The 3,528-nt window shown below is 60.6% G+C and carries 3 protein-coding genes; all 3 read left to right on the top strand.

What is annotated here, in order from left to right; genetic code table 11:
- A partial coding sequence (locus tag WBV42_RS11030) for an ABC transporter ATP-binding protein (RefSeq protein WP_423986074.1) occupies positions 1 to 700 on the top strand: 700 nt, incomplete at its 5' end.
- Between the two features lies 1 nt (position 701).
- On the top strand, positions 702 to 2,003 hold the full coding sequence (locus tag WBV42_RS11025; RefSeq protein WP_423986073.1) for an ABC transporter ATP-binding protein: 1,302 nt from the start codon (positions 702 to 704) through the stop codon (positions 2,001 to 2,003).
- A 239-nt stretch (positions 2,004 to 2,242) separates the two neighbouring features.
- A complete protein-coding gene (locus WBV42_RS11020; protein WP_423986072.1) occupies positions 2,243 to 3,454 on the top strand; it encodes a polysaccharide deacetylase family protein in 1,212 nt (403 codons plus the stop codon).
- The last annotated feature ends 74 nt before the right edge of the window (positions 3,455 to 3,528 follow it).

The following is a 3,528-nucleotide window of genomic DNA, read 5'->3' as shown; positions in this document are numbered from 1 at the left end:
CAAATCGGACGCCAAAGAGGAGGCGATCAGCATGCTCCGGGAGGTGGGGATTCCGGAGCCAGTCGAACGCTACGACAACTATCCCCACCAGTTCTCGGGCGGGATGCGCCAGCGCGTGCTCATCGCGATGGCGCTCGCCTGTGAACCGAGCCTGATCATCGCCGACGAACCGACGACGGCGCTGGACGTGACCGTCGAGGGCCAAATCCTCTCGTTGGTCAACGATTTGCAGGCCAAATACGACACGAGTTTCATCTGGGTGACTCACGACATGGGCGTCGTCGCGGAGTTGTGCGACCGGGTGAACGTGATGTATTTGGGCGAAATCGTCGAGCAGGCCACCGTCGACGACCTGTTCCACGACACCAAACATCCCTACACGCGGGCGCTGTTGGACTCGATGCCCCGCCCCGACCAGACCGTCGAGGAGTTGGACCCGATTCGAGGCGTGATGCCGGAGGCCATCGATCCGCCCCGCGGCTGTCGGTTCCACACGCGCTGTCCGGACGCCCGCGAGGTCTGCACCCAAGTCCATCCGGAGTGCAAGGAGCTCGCGGAGGCGGGCGAACACTCGCACAAGGCCGCCTGCGTGAAACACGACGCGTTCGACGTGGGCTACGAGTTCAGCGACCCCATCGAGATTCAAGCCACGACGGGCATCACGGACGACATCGTGACGGATGCACAGGGGGACGACTGAGATGAGTGACACCATGACGACGGGGGAACTGGCCGACGAGGACACGAGAGCGGGCGAGACCATCCTCGAAGTGAACGGTCTCACGAAACACTTCTCCGACAGCGGCGGCTTCCTGTCCGGTCTGTTCGGCGAGCAAAAGCCGGTTCGCGCCGTCGAGGACGTCTCCTTCTCGATTCGGAAGGGCGAGACGCTCGGTTTGGTCGGCGAATCCGGCTGTGGTAAAAGCACGCTCGCACGGGCCATCCTCCGCCTCGTGGAGCCGACGGACGGAACGGTGTACTTCAAGGGTGAGAACCTGACCGCACTGGGCGGTGAGGACCTGCGCGCCCAGCGCAGGGACGTACAGATGATCTTCCAGGACCCGCAGTCCTCGCTGGATCCGCGGATGAAAATCGGTCCCATCGTGGAGGAACCGATGAAGGCCCACGGGCTGTACGACGCCGACGGGCGGGAACAGCGAGCCCGTGAACTGCTGGAGAAGGTCGGGTTGGACCCGCAGCACTACAACCGCCACCCACACGCCTTCTCGGGCGGCCAGCGCCAGCGGGTGAATTTGGCACGGGCGCTGAGCGTGAATCCTGACTTCATAGTCTGTGACGAACCCGTGACGGCGCTCGACGTCTCGATTCAAGCCCAAGTGCTCAACACGATGCGCTCGCTGCAGAAGGAGTTCGGATTGACGTACCTGTTCATCGCCCACGACCTCTCGGTCATTCGGCACATCTCGGATCGGGTCGCGGTGATGTATCTCGGTCAATTGGTCGAGTTGGCGGACAAGAAGGAGTTGTTCGAGAACCCGCAGCATCCGTACACGCAGGCGCTCCTCGAATCCATTCCCGTGCCCGACCCGCGCGTTGCCGAGACGCGCGGCGTGCTGGAGGGCGACGTGCCGTCGCCCATCGACCCGCCGAGTGGCTGTCGGTTCCGGACCCGCTGTCCGAAACTCATCGCGCCGAAGGAGTACGACTTCTCACGCGAAGAGTGGGACGACACGCGTCGGTTCCTCCGGGAAGTCCAGCGCCGGTCGTTCGAACCGACGACGGAGTCGGACCTGGTGGACCGTTTCTTCGATGGAACGACCCCGCAGGGTGAGGCGGGGAGCATCGTTGACAACGCCATCGGCCGAATCGTGGCTGGGGATTGGGACGGTGCGACGGAACTGTTGAACGAGTCGTTCGCCGAAACGAGCGTCTGTGCGAAACAAATTCCCGACTACGAGGTGCCGACCCAACACGGAACGTCCTTACACGAGGCAGCGTGTCATCGGCATCGAGACGACGTTATCGACGACATTCAACAGTAACGTCCCTCGAAGGGACTCGTCGAACTTTTTGACAACGCTCCTATCGAGCCATCGTTTCAAACATCGTCGTTAGTATCTCTGATATGATTTTGGTCGTATTTCGACTTCAGTATCGTATACTGTTCCGTCCACAGGGATCGAGATCATCAAGTCGTAGCTACATCGATTAAGTAACGACTTCCTAAGACACAACAGGTGCTGGATACTTATACTTACGAACGTCGTCGCAGAATTATCCAATGGCAGTGTCACGCCGAGAGTTCATCACGTCAGCGACGGCTACAGCGATTGCAAGTCGGGTCGTAACCGGAACGGTTAGCGCGAAACCGACTACTGACGCTCGAATCGTGCTCGTCTACGACGATGGACCGGTAACCGATTACACGAAAGCGTTCCCGGTGCACAAAGAGGAGGGCGTTCCGGCCTCCATCGGAATCGTCTCCAAATGGGTTGGAACCGATGGGTCGGAGAGCATGAGCAGGGCAGCGACCGCGGACGAGTTAGCGGAGATGGAGTCGTTCGGGTTCGAGATCATGTCGCACACGAGAGAGCACACGTCACTCACATCCTTTCCACTCGCAGCGGACATCGAACCGGATGATACCCGGGCGTACCCGAAGGGACCTCACGCCTCCCATCCCTTCCACGACGGGTACGAAGTCGAGATTTACGACGGGACCAAGTCGGTAACACGGAAAATCGTCGGATCGGGTCGAAACGACGACGACGACCGATACATGGTACTCGACGAACCCGTCGGAACGACCTTCGACGCCGATACCGCCCGGGAGCGATTGACGCCGAAAACGATGCGGTATCTCCTTCACGACTCGAAACGGACGCTCGAATCGTACGGTTTCGAGGTGGACAACCTTCTCGCTCCCTTCGATCAGTTCTCCGGTTACGCGGAGCAGTTTACCAAGGAGTTCTACACCGGCGTTGCGAACGCCGTCGATTCGGACGGTATCAACCCTCGCGGGAAGATCGATCCGTACGGAATCCGACGCGACTACTTCATCGAGTACACCGATTGGGAGACCATCAGTGGGGAACTCGACACCATCGCGGAGACGAACGCGCTCGGTGTTTTCGGTGCACATACTCAGCGGGAGGAGGTCACGCCGGAGAAAATCCGCCGGATAATTCGGGCGGCGAAACGGCGGGGTATCGAAATCGTGACCCTTCGGCAGGCGCTCGCGGACGCCGGGTTCGGTCCCGAAACCGCGACTACCACGACGACCACGGCCACCACGACGAACGAAACTACTTCCACTGAAACCGCCACGGGCAACGGAACGGCGACATCGACGCGAACACGAACCGTGGTTGCGGATTCGACCGAATCGTCCGGCGATGAAAGCCTCCTCGACAGGTACGGCCCGGTCGGTGCTGTCGGTTGTGTGGGTGCAGGTCTCGGGGCGTTTTGGTGGCGACAAAACGACGACGAGTGAGCTACCGAAGCGTGATGGTCGTTTCGCCCCTCGGTCGTTCGTTTTCGGTGGCGAGGTATGCCGCGACGGTGTAC

The organism is Haladaptatus sp. (assembly GCF_049589095.1).
Classification (GTDB): domain Archaea; phylum Halobacteriota; class Halobacteria; order Halobacteriales; family Haladaptataceae; genus Haladaptatus.
This window is presented reverse-complemented; position numbering and strand designations above follow the sequence as displayed.

Bases quoted from the DNA above. Each gene is read 5' to 3' on its own strand.
- WBV42_RS11025 (WP_423986073.1), top strand. From the start codon at position 702: ATGAGTGACACCATGACGACGGGGGAACTGGCCGACGAGGACACGAGA.
- WBV42_RS11020 (WP_423986072.1), top strand. From the start codon at position 2,243: ATGGCAGTGTCACGCCGAGAGTTCATCACGTCAGCGACGGCTACAGCG.